Raw genomic sequence first — 14,705 nt, 5'->3', positions numbered from 1 at the left:
ATATCATACTGCAGCTCAGGACAGAATTTTCCATGCAACGGATCACCATCACGATCGAAGACGATCTGCTCGCGGAGATCGACGCCGCGGCGGAAGCCCGCGGCTATCAGAACCGCTCCGAGATCATCCGCGATCTCGCGCGCGCCGGACTGCAGCAGAGCGCCGAGGACGCAGCCGCCTCGGGCCAATGCGTGGCCGCACTGGTTTACGTCTACGATCACGCCGCGCGCGACCTGTCAAAACGGCTGGTGCAGAGTTTCCATGGCCACCACGATCTGTCGCTGGCGACGCTGCACGTCCATCTCGACGACGATAGCTGCATGGAAGTGACCGCCCTGAAGGGCGCCAGCGGCGAGGTCCGGCATCTCGCCGATCACATCATCGCCGAGCGCGGCGTGCGCTACGGCCGCGTGGTGATGATCCCGACGGCGTCCGACAAAAAGCCGAAGGCGCGCAAGCACGGCCATCATCACGACTGAGGCGCGCCGCTGTCTTACCTGTCGGAGCGGCCGATCACGGCCATCAGTTCCGCGATCTTCTCGCGCTGGTCGGCCTTGTTGCCGCTGGTGATGGCATGCTCGACGCAATGCGAGACGTGATCCCGCAACACTTCCTCCTCGACGCGGCGCAGGGCGGCGCGCACGGCGGAAATCTGCGTGACGATGTCGATGCAGTAGCGGTCCTCGTCGACCATTTTTGAGAGGCCGCGGACCTGGCCCTCGATCCGGCTGAGGCGCTTTTGACAGGATGCCTTGATGTCTTTTCGCATGCGGCCTATATACCCCTACAGGGTATCGGTTTCAAGCGCCGGAGCGGACGATGAACAAGAATGAAAGCGCCGATCGAAACGGCGCCCCGAAGAGCGCCTGCTGCGGCGGCCATGGCCACGCTCACCATCATCACAGCGACGCCCAGGCGACCGTACGCGATCCCGTCTGCGGCATGACGGTGAATCCCGCGACCAGCAAGCACCGCTTCGATTACAGGGGCGAGAGCTTTCATTTCTGCTCGGCCGGCTGCCGGACCAAATTCGCCGCCGATCCGCTCGCCTATCTCGAGAAGGACAAGCGACCGAAGGCCGCCGTGCCGGAAGGCGCGATCTACACCTGCCCGATGCATCCCGAGATCCGCCAGGTCGGTCCGGGAAGCTGCCCGATCTGCGGCATGGCGCTGGAGCCGGAGGTCGCAAGCCTCGACACGCCGCCCAATCCTGAACTCGCCGACATGACGCGCCGCTTCTGGATCGGCCTCGTGCTCGCGCTGCCGGCGGTCATCCTCGAAATGGGCGGCCATCTCGTTGGCGGTCACGGCTGGGTGGATCCGACACTGTCGAACTGGATCCAGCTCGCCTCCGCCACGCCCGTCGTGCTCTGGGCCGGCTGGCCGTTCTTCGTCCGCGGCTGGCAATCGCTACAGACACGCAACCTCAACATGTTCACGCTGATCGCAATGGGCACCGGCGTCGCCTATGTCTACAGCGTCATCGGCACGGTCGCGCCCGGCATCTTCCCCGCCACCTTCCGCGGCCACGGCGGCGCGGTCGCGGTCTACTTCGAAGCGGCAGCCGTGATCACCGTGCTGGTGCTGCTCGGCCAGGTCCTCGAGTTGCGCGCGCGCGAGGCGACCTCGGGCGCAATCAAGGCGCTGCTGCAGCTCGCGCCGAAAACAGCGCGACGTATTGGCGATGATGGCGCAGACCACGAAGTCGAGATCGACACGCTCGCGGTCGGCGACAGATTGCGGGTGCGGCCGGGCGAGAAGGTGCCGGTCGACGGCATCATCCTCGAAGGCCGCTCCTCGCTCGATGAATCTCTGGTGACGGGCGAATCCATGCCGGTCACCAAGGAACCCGGCAGCAAGGTCATCGCCGGCACGCTCAACCAGTCCGGCGGCTTCATCATGCGCGCCGAAAAAGTCGGACGCGACACGCTGCTCTCCCAGATCGTCAAGATGGTGGCGGATGCGCAGCGCTCGCGTGCGCCGATCCAGCGGCTGGCCGATAAGGTCGCCGGCTGGTTCGTGCCGATGGTGATCGTCGTGGCGCTGCTCGCGTTCGGCGCCTGGACCTGGTTCGGACCCGAGCCGCGCCTGGCGTTCGGCCTCGTCGCCGCCGTCAGCGTCCTCATCATCGCCTGCCCCTGCGCGCTGGGCCTTGCCACGCCGATGTCGATCATGGTCGGCGTCGGCCATGGCGCGCAGGCCGGCGTTTTGATCAAGAATGCCGAAGCGCTGGAACGCATGGAGAAGGTCGATACGCTGGTGGTCGACAAGACCGGCACGCTGACCGAAGGCAAACCGAAGGTGGTCGCGATCGTGCCCGCCGCGGGATACGAGGAGACCGATATTCTGCAGCAGGCGGCAACCGTCGAGCTGGCAAGCGAACACCCGCTGGCCGACGCCATCGTGCGAGCAGCCAAAGAGCGTAATCTCAACCTTGGCAAAGTCGATGAGTTCGACTCGCCGACCGGCAAGGGCGCCACCGGCAAGGTCGATGGCAAGACAATCGTGCTTGGCAATTCGAATTTCCTGCAATCGCTCGGCATCGACGCGCAGTCGTTGAGCGAACGAGGCGAGCGTCTGCGTGGCGAGGGCGCGACCGTCATCAACATGGCCGTCGACGGCAAGCTGGCTGGACTGTTCGCCATCGCCGACCCGGTCAAGGCATCGACGCCGGACGCGCTAAAGGCGCTGGCGGCCGAAGGCATCAAGGTCATCATGCTGACCGGCGATAACCGGACCACGGCGAACGCCGTCGCAAAGAGCCTCGGCATATCGGATGTCGAGGCGGAAGTGCTGCCCGATCAGAAGAGCGCGGTGGTGGCAAGACTGCAGAAGGCCGGAAAGATCGTCGCGATGGCCGGCGACGGCGTCAACGACGCCCCGGCGCTGGCCGCCGCCGAAGTCGGCATCGCCATGGGCACCGGCACCGATGTCGCGATGGAAAGCGCAGGGATCACGCTGCTGAAGGGCGATCTTGTCGGCATCGTCCGCGCCCGCCGCCTGTCGCAGGCGACCATGAGCAACATCCGCCAAAACCTGTTCTTCGCCTTCATCTACAACGCCGCCGGCATCCCGATCGCGGCCGGCATTCTCTATCCCGCGTTCGGCCTGCTGCTGTCGCCAATCATCGCCGCCGCCGCGATGGCGCTGTCGTCAGTGAGCGTCGTCGGCAACGCGCTACGGCTAAGGATGACGCGGCTGTAATTCATCGAAAGCGAACCAATAGTGAGTCGTCATGCCCGGGCTTGTCCCGGGCATCCACGCCTTAACGGCGTCGCGGCAAGAAAGACGTGGATGGCCGGGACAAGCCCGGCCATGACGGGCGGTGGTTTATGCCACCTTCTCCCTCCCGCGCGGCAATCCGGCGCGCGCTAGTCCGCCGTACAGCGCCTCGCCAGGCATTTCCGATTTCAAGATTCCGCGCACCGCAATCAGTTTCTCGATATCGATGCCGGTCTCAAAACCCTTGCTCTCGCACAGGAACACAAGATCCTCGAACACGACGTTCCCCGTCGCGCCCGGCGCGAACGGGCAGCCGCCGAGGCCGCCGAGCGATCCATCGAGCACGCGCGCCCCGGCATCGAGGGCGGCGGAAGCGTTGGCGATGCCCATGCCGCGGGTGTCATGCAGGTGGATACAGATCGGTTTTGCGCCTGCGATCTTCACCGCCCCTGCGACGAGTTCACCGACCTGCTTTGGCCCGGCATAGCCGACCGTGTCGGCGATCGCGACCATGTCAACGCCGGCGTCGAACAGCTTTTCCGTCAGCCGCAACACTTCCTTTGGGTCCACCGCGCCCACGATCGAACAGCCCAGCGCCATCGAGATCGCGGAGTTCACCACCGGCTTGTGCGCGCTGGCGTCCCGCAGCTCGCAGAGCCGCCTGACGTTGGCGATTGCCGACTCACGCGAGCGGTTGGCGTTGGCCTGGCTGTGCTCCTCGGTCGCCGAGACCACCGTCGCCACTTCAGCCACGCCAGAGGCCAGCGCCTCGTTGACGCCGCGCTCGTTCAGCGTCAGCGCGATGCCGTAGGCCCCCGGCAGCGACGCCACGGTCGCGACGATGTCACGCACATCGGCGAATTGCGGAAAGGTCTTGGCCGGCAGGAACGAGCCGACCTCGAAATGGCGCACGCCGGCGGCATATTCATCGCGGATCCAGCGCTGCTTGGCGGAAGTAGATGGAAACGCCTTCACGAGCTGCAGGCCGTCGCGCAGGCCCACCTCACGCAGCACGATCTTGTTGTCGGGATAGAGTTCCTGGACACGGGTCATGGCAGCCTCTTCTCAGCTCTTGCGGCGTTGTTTTTGACGGCGGTCTTGTCTCCCGGGGGCTCGCCGGCTCTTGCCGAAGCCCCTGCGGCTATCTACCTCTCGCAAGGGTTTTTTCACAAGAGGCCAGACCGCCATGTTGGACGCCGCCGTCAAGGCGCTATCGCAGATCCTGTCGCCGCCGATGCGCACCATCCTGTGGCGCTCGATCGGGCTGGCGCTGGTGCTGATCACGGTGCTGGCCGTCGGGTTGCAGCGGCTGTTGAGCTGGTTTGCCGATTACGGCGAAGGCTGGGCCGAGGCGATGCTCGGGCCGGGCTTCCACACCTCGCTCCACATCCTGTCCTGGATCATCTCGATCGCGGCCGGGCTTGGCGTCGTGCTCGGCGGCATCTTCCTGATGCCGGCGGTCACCTCGCTGATCGCGAGCGTGTTCGTCGACGATGTCGCCGAGCATGTCGAGCGCGAGCATTATCCGGCGGAGCGACCCGGCGATGCGCTGCCGCTCGGCATCGCGATTCCCGAGGGCATCAAGACCGCGCTGCTGACGATCCTTGTTTACCTGATCGCCCTGCCCTTTGTGCTGTTCGCCGGCGCAGGTTTTATCATTTTCTTCATCGCCACCGCGTGGCTGTTGGGGCGCGAATATTTCGAACTCGCGGCGATGCGCTTCCGCTCGCCGGCGGAAGCCAAGGCGATGCGGAAGGACAATGCGGCGATCGTGTTCACCGCGGGCCTGTTCATCGCGGCCTTCGTGTCGATCCCGATCGTCAATCTGGCGACGCCGGTGTTCGGCATGGCCTTCATGGTCCACATGCACAAGCGGCTGTCAGGCCCGCGGCCGGAGTTGATCGAGCCGGTAAGGAAGATGCCGGTGGTGTGAGATAGCTGCTGGTCCCGTCATTGCGAGGAGCGAAGCGACGAAGCAATCCATCTATCCCCGTGCAGAGAGATGGATTGCTTCGCTGCGCTCGCAATGACGGCAAACCTCACACCGTCTTTTCCGGCCAGCGGCAGAGGTCATTGATCAGACACACCTCGCAGCGTGGCTTGCGGGCCAGACACGTGTAACGCCCGTGCAGGATCAGCCAGTGATGGGCGTGCAGCATGAACTCGGACGGGATCACCTTCTCCAGTCCCAGTTCGACTTCCAGCGGCGTGTTGCCGGGCGCGAGGCCGGTGCGATTGCCGACACGAAACACATGCGTATCCACCGCCATCGTGTGTTCGCCATAGGCCATGTTGAGCACGACATTGGCGGTCTTGCGTCCGGCGCCCGGCAGCGACTCGATTTCGGCGCGCGTGCGCGGTACCTCGCCGCCGAACTCGGCGATCAGCTTTTCCGACAGCGCAATGACGTTCTTGGCCTTGTTGCGATAGAGCCCGATGGTCTTGATATACTCGCGCACTTTCTCCTCGCCGAGCTCAAGCATCTTCTCCGGCGTGTCGGCGACCGCGAATAGCGCACGCGTCGCCTTGTTGACGCCGGCATCGGTCGCCTGCGCCGACAGCACCACCGCCACCAGCAGCGTGTAGGGGTTGAGATGTTCGAGCTCGCCCTTCGGCTCCGGATTGGCCTTGCGAAAGCGGCTGAAAGCCTCATGGATCTCGGCCGGCGTCCAGGCTTTTGATTTTGACGGCTTTGGCTTTGGCTTTGACGCTTCTGGCTTTGATGCCTTCGGCTCACCAGCCCTCTTGGCCGGTTCGCCGGGCGAGGATAGAATGCCCGCTTTTTTGGCACCCGGCTTTGCAGCGCTCTTGGAGCGGATGATTTTGGCCATGATCGGGATATACTGATACGCGATGACCGCAAGCAACGACTTTGATCCGGCGCGAGACCAGCCGACCCTGTTTTCGGCGCGGGTCACGCCGCATCGCTCGCTCAATCGAACCGGCTTTCTGGTGCTGATGGCGTTCATCAGCGCGGTAAGCTTTGTCACCGGCGTTGCGTTCTGGATGATGGGCGCATGGCCGGTGTTCGGCTTTTTCGGCCTCGATGCGCTGGTCATCTATTGGGCGTTCCGGGTCAATTTCCGCAGTGCTGATGCCACCGAGGACATCGTGGTGACGCCGTCGGAATTGCGGGTACGGCGGGTCAGTCACCGCGGCCATCTGATCGAATGGTCGTTCAATCCGCTCTGGGTGCAGCTGGAGCAGACCGGCGACACAGAATTCGGGATCGAACACCTTTATCTGGTCTCCCGTGGCCGCCGGGTTTCGATCGGCCACGTCCTTGGGCCAGACGAAAAGGCGAGCTTCGCCAAGGCCTTACTGTCAGCGCTGCAAACCGCCAAGCGCGGCATCACCTACAACCCCGTCTCGTAAGGCTCCATTTTTTGACGCGTTTTCTTCAGGCGAACCGGTTCCCTTCGCTCGAAAACGCTACGTTGGCCTTATCGGAAATCGGGTGGTTTGGACCGCGCATGAGCCCTAAATCAGACCCCATGATGATATCAGCCATACATGACGAGCGCCTGGCCAGACCGGGCCTCCAGAGCGCCGCGCAGCGCGACTACGATTCCGTGCGCCGCGCCATCGCCTTCATCTCGGAGCACTGGCGCACGCAGCCGACCATCGAAGCGATGGCGGACGCCGCCGCCTTGACGCCGGATGAACTGCACCATCTGTTCCGCCGCTGGGCCGGGCTGACGCCGAAGGCTTTCATGCAGGCGCTGACGCTCGACCACGCCAAGGGCCTGCTGCGCGATTCCGCCAGCATCCTCGATGCCGCGCTCGATTCCGGACTGTCGGGACCCGGCCGGCTGCATGATCTGTTCGTGACCCATGAGGCGATGTCGCCGGGCGAATGGAAGAACGGCGGCGCCGGCATGATCCTGCGCTACGGCTTCCATGCCTCGCCCTTCGGCACCGCCATCGTGATCGCCAGCGACCGCGGGCTGGCAGGCCTCGCGTTCGCCGATCCCGGCCAGGAACACGTCTCCTTCGCCGACATGAAGCGGCGCTGGCCGAACGCTGTCTATGTCGAAGACCACGACGGCACCGTTGGCCTCGCGCAGCGCATCTTCGATACCAGGCTGTGGCGGGCGGACCAGCCGCTGCGCGTGGTCCTGATCGGCACCGATTTCGAGGTTCGGGTGTGGGAGACGCTGCTGAAGATCCCGATGGGCCGCGCGGTCTGCTACTCCGACATCGCCACCAAGATCAAAAGCCCGAAGGCCTCACGCGCAGTTGGCGCAGCCGTCGGCCGCAACCCCGTGTCGTTCGTGGTCCCTTGCCACCGTGCCCTCGGCAAGGGCGGCGCCCTGACCGGCTACCACTGGGGCATCACCCGCAAACAGGCGATGCTCGGCTGGGAAGCGGGACAGGTCGGACTGCACTGACGTTGTAGGGTGGGCAAAGGAGCGTAGCGACGTGCCCACCATCTTATCCCGATGACGACTGAGTGGTGGGCACGCTTCGCTCTGCCCACCCTACGGGTCCGTGCCTACGCCGCGAGATCCACCTTCGTCGCGACCGTCGAATCCGCATTCAACCGGTAGATCACCGGTACGCCGGTGGCGAGCTCGCGCTTCAGGATTTGCTCCGGCGTCAGCTTCTCCAGCACCATGATCAGCGCACGCAGCGAATTGCCGTGCGCCGCGACCAGCGTGCGCTGTCCGCGCAGCACGCCGGGCAAAATCTCCTGCACGTAATAAGGCAGCGCGCGCGCCAGCGTATCCTTCAGGCTTTCGCCGCCGGGCGGCGGCACGTCATAGGAACGGCGCCAGACCAGCACCTGGTCCTCGCCCCATTTCTTGCGGGCGTCGTCCTTGTTGAGCCCGGATAGATCGCCGTAGTCGCGTTCGTTCAGCGCGAGGTTCTTCGTCGTCGGCAATCCGGTCTGGCCGATCTCGGCGAGCATCAGCTTCAGCGTATGCTGGGCGCGGGTCAGGTCGGAGGTGAAGGCAACGTCGAACGTCAGCCCCTGCGCCTTCAATTTGCGGCCGGCCTCCTTGGCTTCGGCAATGCCCTGCTCGGTGAGGTCAGGATCCTTCCACCCCGTGAACAGATTCTTCAAATTCCAGTCGCTTTGGCCATGCCGCACGAGCACGAGAAGACGATCGCTCATTACAAATTCCGTTGTTCGATGGTTAGAAGTCGGTCAGGCCGAGCACGTCGGTCATCGTGTAGAAGCCGGGCGCCTTCCCCCGAGCCCATAGTGCGGCCTTGACGGCACCCATCGCGAACATGGTGCGATCCTCGGCGCGGTGGGTCAGTTCGATCCGCTCCATGGCGCCCGCGAAGATCACGCTGTGATCGCCGGTGACGGTGCCGCCGCGCAGCGAGGCAAAGCCGATATCGCCCGGCCGTCGCGCGCCGGTCTCGCCGTCGCGGCCGCGCGCTGAGCGCGCATGCAGGTCGACGCCGCGGCCGGCGGCGGCGGCTTCGCCGAGCAGGAAGGCTGTGCCCGACGGCGCGTCGATCTTGGCCTTGTGGTGCATTTCGACGATCTCGATGTCGAAACTTTCATCCAGCGACTGCGCGACGCGCTTGACCAGAGCGGCGAGCAGATTGACGCCGAGGCTCATATTGCCTGATTGCACGACGACGGCGCGCGAGGTGACGCTCTTGATGACAGCCATGTCTGATACGGACAGGCCGGTCGTGCCGATGATGTGGACCAGTCCTCGTTGGGCGGCGATGGCGACATTGGCGATGGTGGCGCCAGGAATGGTGAAATCAATGATCGCGTCGGCGTTGGCCGACAGCGCCCACAGGTCGGCCGAAAGTTTGACGCCGTTTTCCGGCAGTCCGGCGAGCACACCGGCATCCTTGCCCAGAAGTTCCGAACCCGGCGCTTCCAGCGCACCGGTCAGAACCGCACCCGGCGTTTCCGAAATGACGCGCACCAGCGCGCGGCCCATCCGGCCGCCGGCCCCCGCTACGATCAGTCGCATATCGGCCATGGCTTTCACCTCTGCACGCCCTATAGCGGGCGCGGGCCGTTCCGGCAACCAATCTGGCGCTTTTGAGGCTCCCGGCGGGCCGAGCGAATCCGGCCGCTATGGCAGGGCAATCAAGGGAGCGATCCTGCCCTTCCCGCTCGATTCTCGCCATCAGCGGCGTCGGTCTACCTCCGCTGTCTCGACCGGATGCCCCGAAAGCCCTGCGCCCCTAGAGGATGAATTCCAGCTCCTTCCTCAGAACGACCCGGCCGTCGCGCTCCACAACATAGCTGGCCTTGTATGTGCCGCGGTGCCAGCCGTTAGCCGGACGCTTCCTGCCGGTAAACAACATGTACTGCGCCTTGTTGCTCTCAAGTAGCGCCGCTCGATTTTCAGCGATGGCCTGTCCGGTTGGATCCTCGATGACGAGCCGTTGTGCATCGCCCGCCTTCAGGCCGATGACACGAACAAAAGCGACCATTGCCGGCGCGCTGGCCGACGGCAATTCCTTGCCCGCGCTTCCATCCTCGACAAGCTCCATCGTCACCGGACCGTTCGCGAAGCCTGCATTGAGGATGGTTCGTTCCTGATACGCAAGTTGCGCGTGAAGTGCGGGATGCCACAGCAGTTCGCCGCCCCCGCAAGAGCCGGAAACGGTACCGTAAGCGAAGGGATCTACCGTCGCTCCCTTATGCCTGACCGTGAAATGCAGATGGGGATATTCAGTCAGCCCCGAGAGACCGACCCGGCCAAGCGGTTGCCCGGCCTTGACTGACTCACCAGGCTTTACCAGCAAGCTGCCGTTGGCCATGTGGCAGTATTGGGTTTCCCAGTGATCCGCGTGTTCGATCACAACGCCATTGCCACATTCGACGTCGCGAACAGCTTCGCGCGCAGACTTGCCAAAGGCGCCATCTGGCGCGGCCTCTCGCGTGCGAAGAACGCGGCCGCTTGCGGAAGCGAGGACTTCCACGCCGGCCCTCTGCGATGCCAGTGACGGCAAGCGAAAGTCCGTCCCGTTATGACCGTCATACGTCAGGGTGCCGCATCTATAGTCTCGCGCTGACGCTGACGGGTCGACATCGGTGTAATTCTGGATGTAGCAAGTCCGGCCGGATTCGCAGGCGATCGGCAGGCCCAATTGAATGTTCTCGGCGATCGCGCTGGAAGAGAAGCCAAGTGCCGTCACAATGGCGATGGCTCGAGAGGAAGATACACGGCACATCAAGGCTTGGACCATCGCAAGAGCCCGGAGCATCAATCCAGTGGACGCTTGTCAGCCGCGCAGGGCAGCCGGCAATCCGACGACGCCGGGGCGACGGCCTTCTCTCGCCTGCCGGCACCAAACGGGGATTGCGTGAGATGATAGAGCAGAAAGAACTCCGCCTGCCGATTGATACCCAACTTCAGCATGATGCGCTTGGTGTAGGTTCTGACGGTCGCCTCGGTTAACCGGAGGTCGGTACCGATATCGCGAGGGCATTGGAACTGAAGAATCCGGGCGATGATCCTCTCTTCGGCCCAATTCAAGCCGAAGGCGGCCGCAATACGGTGCGCACCCAGCGCTTCGTCGAATTGCGGCACGATAACCAACGCTTTCCCAACGTCGCGATCTGTTGGTGCGGGACCGATCTTGGCGAACGCAAACTGCTGACGCTCCGTGGAGAGGGGTACGGTCGTATTCAGCCGAACCTGGCCGGGCCTCGGAATCAATGCCTCCCGGATTGCTTCCCTCAAACTCCCGGTAACCGGACCGCTGGGCCCGACGAGCCTGCCGCCATCCACCTTTAGGAGCTCGCCCTTTTCCAACAGTGCTCGCCCAAAGCGATTGGCCTCGTGGAGATGCAGGCCTTCGTCCACGATGAAGGCAGGCGAAGCCAGTTTTTCCAGCCAGATTTCTGGATCCGGCTGTCGATCGGACGAACATTGCGCGAGGGAATGCGCCGTCTCCCAAACCGTACGCACCGCGCGCGCGAGAGGAGGAATTTCGGCCCGAACGAGCGCAGCCTGCCGCCATCCCGCGACGAACACCACGGTTGACCTGTCGCGAGAGGCAAACCTGCCTATGACGGAATGACCACTCGTTCCCGGCTCGGAACCGATCAATCTTCGTACAAAAGTGGTGCGCGCATTGACACGTTCGAGAAAGGCGCAGTCTGCACCGGCGCCCTTGCGGGCAATTCGAGCGACGGTCATGGTGCATGACGGATCGACTTCGGCATGTCCGATTCGGACTTCTTTGAGCTCCGAGCCGCCCGTGTCAGACTTGACCGCGACGTAGCAACTGGCGCAATCGAAGAGCTCTGCAACAGCCTTGCCGAAATATTCCATCGCACTCTGGTTTGGACCTCGCTCCGCAGGTCCGCCTGGTTGAGCGTCATCGGCGTTCTGATGAGGCTCGCCGCCCACGGAGTTATTGAAACGAAATCCATCCGCCCTGGAAGGCACTGTTTTGCTATTCCCATGCATGGGGCGCCTCCCGCAAACAAGATGCACTCGTATTCACGCCAACGGGCTTAATGCTCCTTAAACGCGCGGTTGATGCGCAATTCCATTGGCTGCAGCAAATATTCGGCAAAGGTTCTTTCTCCCGTCTCTATAAATATCTCGACGGGCATTCCGGGCAGTAGTGAAGGAAGATACGCGGCGGTCGGCGCATTGATATCAAGTTCCAATTCTGCCATGTAAGACGTCACGCCACTCTTGGCGTCGGTTAGCGCGTCTGCCGCCACGGCGACAACTTTCCCATCGAGCATGGGCCTACGACGGATATTCAATGCGTGAACGCGCACGCGCGCGGTCTGCCCAGCATAAACCTCTTCCCGATCGATTGGTTTCAATGCTGCCTCGATAACCAGCCGGTCCTCCGTCGGCACGATTTCGAGGAGCGTTTCACGGGGCGCAAGCACGGCTCTAAGATCCCGGCTGTTGAGGCCGACGATCTTTCCACTCTCGGGGGCATGCATTTCAGACCTGCTCAATTGATCGCGCAAAGCAGTAATTCGATGCCGCAGGTCCCCGATCTCCTCGCCCGCCGCATGTCGAAGCTTCGCGACTTCCTGATTCTGATTGAAGCCCAGTTGTCGGCGCCTGTCCTCGAGCTCCGCCATCTTGCCTCGCATCTCCGCGACCGATGCCGAGTTGCGGGCAACCTGTCCGCTGGCTTCGGCTTCGGCTCGCTTCAGGGCCAACACGCGTGGCTTTCGAGCAAGACCTTTTGCCAGGAGATAGCTCGTGTCGGAGATCTCCTCCCGTAACAGCGCAAGCTGCTGCTCGACACCCTTGGTGCTGCTTTCGAGGCCGCGGATGGAATCCGTCAATTGCAGCATCTGCTGATCGATCATCTTGCGCTCATTCTCGATCGCGGCCAATCGCGCTGCAAACTCGGCCTCCTGGGTTTGCATAGCGATGCGCGCGGATGCACGGCTTGCGCTTTTCTTCAGTTCGTCGGGAAATGAGATCGATTGCGCGCGGGCCTCTTCCGCCGCCAGCCGCGCCTCCATCGCCAGGACCGAAAAATATTTCGTCTCCAGCGAGCCGAGGCTTGCTTCAATCTGGGTGGTGTCGAGCCGGGCGATGAGTTGGCCGGCCCTGACGTGATCGTTTTCCCTGACGTAAATTGATTTTACTATTCCTCCCTCAAGATGCTGGACTGCCTTGCGCTTCGAATGAACTTTTATGACTCCTGGAGCCACAACCGCGCCGCGAAGTGGCACTGCCATCGCCCAGACCCCGAAGCAGCAGAACTGCAGAACGAGCAGCACACATCCCCATCCGATGATCCGCCGCATATCGGATCGTGGCCGTTCCTTGCGGAAAACGGCGACTGCGCGACCTTGACCCCTTTCCGTCATCGAGCAGTTCTCCCCGTGGACAGTTGCGCAGGTTCCGTGCCGTTCCGGACCACCTGCGGCTTCGAAACGGAAGCGACAGCAGGGCGGAGAACTTCAGCAGGCGGTCCGAAACCGAGTTGCACGCCATCCCGCAAAAGGAGCGCTGCATCTGCAATGGTCAACAGTCCGGGCCGATGGGTGACAATGACCAGCGTCGCGCCGCGCGCTTTCGCACGCTCGATGGCGGTACACAGCGCTTGCTCGCCCTCCGGATCGAGGTTGGCATTTGGCTCGTCCAGCAGGATTAGCTTGCGATTGCCAAAGAAGGCGCGGGCAAGGCCGATACGCTGACGCTGACCACCGGAAAGCTTGCTGCCGTCGCGCCCTATTTCGGTCTGGTAGCCCGCGGGGAGAGCCAGGATCATCTCATGCGCCTGCGCGAGCATGGCCGCGGCAACGATGTCCTCGTCACGTGCGTGTTCGTCAAACCCGGCGATCGCTTCGGCCACTGTGCCGCCCAGCAGCTCCACGTCCTGAGGAAGGTAGCCGATGAACTGACCAAGCTGGTTGGGGTCCCAGGTATGCAGCGCCGCATCGTCCAGCCGGATCGTCCCGCCAGTCGGTCTTTCAAGCCCTGCCATCAGGCGCAGCAAGGTCGATTTTCCGGCGCCGGACGGGCCGATCACGACGATCAGCCTGGAAGGAGGGCATTGAAAGTTGATGCCTGCGAGGATGGGGCGCTGCGTCGCAGCCGTCCGATATGTCACCCGCTCGACTTCAACTCTGCCGGACGGCGATGGAAGCAGCGTACGTCTCTCTCGAACGACAACTGGAGCTGCTGCGGCCTGAACTTGTGTCCAGGCCTCGCGCGCGGATGTGAGTACGCGCCGCGCCGAGATCAGGCCCTCCATGGGCTGCAGCGTACGGGCGATCAGGATCGAACTGGCAATCAGGCTGCCGGCCAGCACTTCGCTCTGGAGCACGAGCCACGCACCTGCGCCGATTGCGGCAACCTGCAAGATGGTTCTTACCATGCGCGCCGCGGCGCCGATCGCATAAACGCGTTCGCTGGCTCGCACGACGGGCGCCAGAGCCTGATCGTTGAGGTCCATGAATTCGCGGACGGCACCTCTGGTCCAGCCCATCGCACGAACCAGGCCGGAATGCCGGACAACCCCGTCAAGCGTAGCCTGGGTCTTTTGTGCGGCCTGAGACGCCTGCGCGATCTCGGTACGCGCGATCCAGCGGCTCACGACGCCCATCGCGAGCAGAACTGCCGTTCCGACCAGCGCAATCACGCCGTACCAAGGATGCAGGAAGAAGAGAATGAAAATGAAACCCGGCAGGAACGGGGCATCGAGCAGCGCCGCAATCGTTGCGCTCGAAAGGAACGTCCTCAACTCGCGCAGCTTTGCCATGTCCTGCGCCCTGGCGTCACCGCGATTGGTGGCGTCAACAATCATGCTCTCAAGCACGAGGGGAGCGAGGTGCCGCTCAAATCTGACCGCAAAGCGGCTGAGCAGCCGGCTGCGCAGGGTGTCGAACGCGGCGCAGAAAACAAGGGCAATTGCGGCAATGACGGTGAGACCGACAAGAGTTTCGACGCTGCCGCTGCTGATCACCCGATCGAACACCTCGATAGAGTAAAAAGGCACGACCAGGAGCAGCATGTTTATCGACATGCTGAAAGCGACGATCCACATCAGCGCGGATC

Annotated in this window: 14 protein-coding genes; 5 read left to right on the top strand and 9 right to left on the bottom strand. The window is 63.2% G+C overall.

The window, feature by feature from the left end; all coding sequences use genetic code 11:
- Positions 1-32: 32 nt before the first annotated feature.
- On the top strand, positions 33-479 hold the full coding sequence (gene nikR / locus LMTR21_RS00355; protein WP_065754679.1) for a nickel-responsive transcriptional regulator NikR: 447 nt from the start codon (positions 33-35) through the stop codon (positions 477-479).
- Positions 480-493: 14 nt separating this feature from the next.
- Here the strand turns inward: nikR and LMTR21_RS00350 are convergent, their stop codons facing one another.
- Positions 494-769 carry a metal-sensitive transcriptional regulator gene (locus LMTR21_RS00350; protein ID WP_027540012.1) on the bottom strand — a complete coding sequence of 92 codons (276 nt, stop codon included), beginning with the start codon at positions 767-769 and terminating at the stop codon, positions 494-496.
- A gap of 50 nt (positions 770-819) precedes the next feature.
- Here LMTR21_RS00350 and LMTR21_RS00345 point away from each other — a divergent pair, with 50 nt between their 5' ends.
- Complete coding sequence (locus tag LMTR21_RS00345) at positions 820-3,204, top strand: heavy metal translocating P-type ATPase (protein ID WP_065754678.1); 2,385 nt, start codon at positions 820-822, stop codon at positions 3,202-3,204.
- 126 nt (positions 3,205-3,330) lie between these two features.
- Here the strand turns inward: LMTR21_RS00345 and LMTR21_RS00340 are convergent, their stop codons facing one another.
- Positions 3,331-4,275, bottom strand: a complete 945-nt coding sequence (locus LMTR21_RS00340; protein WP_065754677.1) for a hydroxymethylglutaryl-CoA lyase — start codon at positions 4,273-4,275, stop codon at positions 3,331-3,333.
- 133 nt (positions 4,276-4,408) lie between these two features.
- Between LMTR21_RS00340 and LMTR21_RS00335 the strand changes: the two genes are divergently transcribed.
- Positions 4,409-5,155: a sulfate transporter family protein gene (locus LMTR21_RS00335; protein ID WP_065754676.1), complete on the top strand. Its 747-nt coding sequence runs from the start codon at positions 4,409-4,411 to the stop codon at positions 5,153-5,155.
- A 106-nt stretch (positions 5,156-5,261) separates the two neighbouring features.
- On the opposite strand, the gene nth is transcribed toward LMTR21_RS00335, so the two are convergent.
- On the bottom strand, positions 5,262-6,053 hold the full coding sequence (gene nth, locus LMTR21_RS00330) for an endonuclease III (protein WP_065754675.1): 792 nt from the start codon (positions 6,051-6,053) through the stop codon (positions 5,262-5,264).
- Positions 6,054-6,075: 22 nt separating this feature from the next.
- Between nth and LMTR21_RS00325 the strand changes: the two genes are divergently transcribed.
- Positions 6,076-6,597 (top strand): DUF2244 domain-containing protein, encoded by a 522-nt coding sequence (locus LMTR21_RS00325; protein WP_065754674.1) that lies wholly within the window; start codon positions 6,076-6,078, stop codon positions 6,595-6,597.
- Positions 6,598-6,716: 119 nt separating this feature from the next.
- Positions 6,717-7,613 (top strand): methylated-DNA--[protein]-cysteine S-methyltransferase, encoded by an 897-nt coding sequence (locus tag LMTR21_RS00320; RefSeq protein ID WP_065754673.1) that lies wholly within the window; start codon positions 6,717-6,719, stop codon positions 7,611-7,613.
- 104 nt (positions 7,614-7,717) lie between these two features.
- Here LMTR21_RS00320 and LMTR21_RS00315 read toward each other — a convergent pair whose 3' ends face one another.
- The 6 genes from LMTR21_RS00315 to LMTR21_RS00290 form a co-directional block, all read right to left on the bottom strand.
- Positions 7,718-8,341, bottom strand: coding sequence for a 2,3-bisphosphoglycerate-dependent phosphoglycerate mutase (locus LMTR21_RS00315; protein ID WP_057834048.1), 624 nt, complete (start codon positions 8,339-8,341; stop codon positions 7,718-7,720).
- 22 nt (positions 8,342-8,363) lie between these two features.
- Positions 8,364-9,179 carry a 4-hydroxy-tetrahydrodipicolinate reductase gene (gene dapB, locus LMTR21_RS00310; protein WP_065754672.1) on the bottom strand — a complete coding sequence of 272 codons (816 nt, stop codon included), beginning with the start codon at positions 9,177-9,179 and terminating at the stop codon, positions 8,364-8,366.
- 208 nt (positions 9,180-9,387) lie between these two features.
- Positions 9,388-10,398: a M23 family metallopeptidase gene (locus tag LMTR21_RS00305; RefSeq protein WP_246174998.1), complete on the bottom strand. Its 1,011-nt coding sequence runs from the start codon at positions 10,396-10,398 to the stop codon at positions 9,388-9,390.
- Positions 10,399-10,415: 17 nt separating this feature from the next.
- On the bottom strand, positions 10,416-11,489 hold the full coding sequence (locus tag LMTR21_RS00300) for a helix-turn-helix transcriptional regulator (RefSeq protein WP_065754671.1): 1,074 nt from the start codon (positions 11,487-11,489) through the stop codon (positions 10,416-10,418).
- 185 nt (positions 11,490-11,674) lie between these two features.
- Complete coding sequence (locus tag LMTR21_RS00295; RefSeq protein WP_246174997.1) at positions 11,675-12,922, bottom strand: HlyD family type I secretion periplasmic adaptor subunit; 1,248 nt, start codon at positions 12,920-12,922, stop codon at positions 11,675-11,677.
- Between the two features lie 86 nt (positions 12,923-13,008).
- Positions 13,009-14,694 carry a type I secretion system permease/ATPase gene (locus LMTR21_RS00290; RefSeq protein WP_084030797.1) on the bottom strand — a complete coding sequence of 562 codons (1,686 nt, stop codon included), beginning with the start codon at positions 14,692-14,694 and terminating at the stop codon, positions 13,009-13,011.
- Positions 14,695-14,705: the final 11 nt, after the last annotated feature.

It is taken from the genome of Bradyrhizobium paxllaeri (assembly GCF_001693515.2).
GTDB lineage: Bacteria > Pseudomonadota > Alphaproteobacteria > Rhizobiales > Xanthobacteraceae > Bradyrhizobium > Bradyrhizobium paxllaeri.
This window is presented reverse-complemented; position numbering and strand designations above follow the sequence as displayed.

Coding starts and splice junctions, on each gene's coding strand:
- LMTR21_RS00335 (WP_065754676.1), top strand. CDS start 4,409: ATGTTGGACGCCGCCGTCAAGGCGCTATCGCAGATCCTGTCGCCGCCG.
- LMTR21_RS00345 (WP_065754678.1), top strand. CDS start 820: ATGAACAAGAATGAAAGCGCCGATCGAAACGGCGCCCCGAAGAGCGCC.
- LMTR21_RS00305 (WP_246174998.1), bottom strand. CDS start 10,398: ATGGTCCAAGCCTTGATGTGCCGTGTATCTTCCTCTCGAGCCATCGCC.
- LMTR21_RS00315 (WP_057834048.1), bottom strand. CDS start 8,341: ATGAGCGATCGTCTTCTCGTGCTCGTGCGGCATGGCCAAAGCGACTGG.
- dapB (WP_065754672.1), bottom strand. CDS start 9,179: ATGGCCGATATGCGACTGATCGTAGCGGGGGCCGGCGGCCGGATGGGC.
- nth (WP_065754675.1), bottom strand. CDS start 6,053: ATGGCCAAAATCATCCGCTCCAAGAGCGCTGCAAAGCCGGGTGCCAAA.
- LMTR21_RS00290 (WP_084030797.1), bottom strand. CDS start 14,694: ATGTGGATCGTCGCTTTCAGCATGTCGATAAACATGCTGCTCCTGGTC.
- LMTR21_RS00340 (WP_065754677.1), bottom strand. CDS start 4,275: ATGACCCGTGTCCAGGAACTCTATCCCGACAACAAGATCGTGCTGCGT.
- LMTR21_RS00300 (WP_065754671.1), bottom strand. CDS start 11,489: ATGGAATATTTCGGCAAGGCTGTTGCAGAGCTCTTCGATTGCGCCAGT.
- nikR (WP_065754679.1), top strand. CDS start 33: ATGCAACGGATCACCATCACGATCGAAGACGATCTGCTCGCGGAGATC.
- LMTR21_RS00350 (WP_027540012.1), bottom strand. CDS start 769: ATGCGAAAAGACATCAAGGCATCCTGTCAAAAGCGCCTCAGCCGGATC.
- LMTR21_RS00320 (WP_065754673.1), top strand. CDS start 6,717: ATGATGATATCAGCCATACATGACGAGCGCCTGGCCAGACCGGGCCTC.
- LMTR21_RS00325 (WP_065754674.1), top strand. CDS start 6,076: ATGACCGCAAGCAACGACTTTGATCCGGCGCGAGACCAGCCGACCCTG.